General features: G+C 68.2%; 1 pseudogene. It reads left to right on the top strand.

Annotated elements, in window-relative coordinates:
- Positions 1 to 468: pseudogene (locus FLV34_RS39755) on the top strand (DNA-directed RNA polymerase subunit beta); the annotation flags it as partial.

Genomic DNA, 468 nt, shown 5'->3' with positions numbered 1-468 from the left:
GACAAGCTCGCCGGCCGTCACGGCAACAAGGGCGTCATCTCCAAGATCCTGCCGGTGGAGGACATGCCGTTCCTCGAGGACGGCACGCCGGTCGACATCGTGCTCAACCCGCTGGGTGTGCCGGGCCGGATGAACGTCGGCCAGGTGCTGGAGACCCACCTCGGGTGGATCGCCGCCCGCGGATGGGACGTCTCCGGTCTCGACGAAGCCTGGGCCGAGCGCCTGCGTGACAAGGACCTGGGCAGGGTCGAGCCCTGGACCAAGGTCGCCACGCCGGTGTTCGACGGCGCCCACGAGGAGGAGATCGTCGGCCTGCTCAACAACACCCTTCTCAACCGGGACGGCTCCCGCATGGTGGGGGAGAACGGCAAGGCGCGGCTGTTCGACGGCCGCTCCGGCGAGCCGTTCCCGCACCCGATCTCGGTGGGTTACATCTACATCCTGAAGCTGCTGCACCTGGTCGACGAC

The sequence above is a fragment of the Microbispora sp. CSR-4 genome (genome assembly GCF_008033685.1).
GTDB lineage: Bacteria > Actinomycetota > Actinomycetes > Streptosporangiales > Streptosporangiaceae > Microbispora.
Note: the sequence above shows the minus strand (reverse complement) of the source record. Positions and strands in the feature narration are given on the sequence as shown.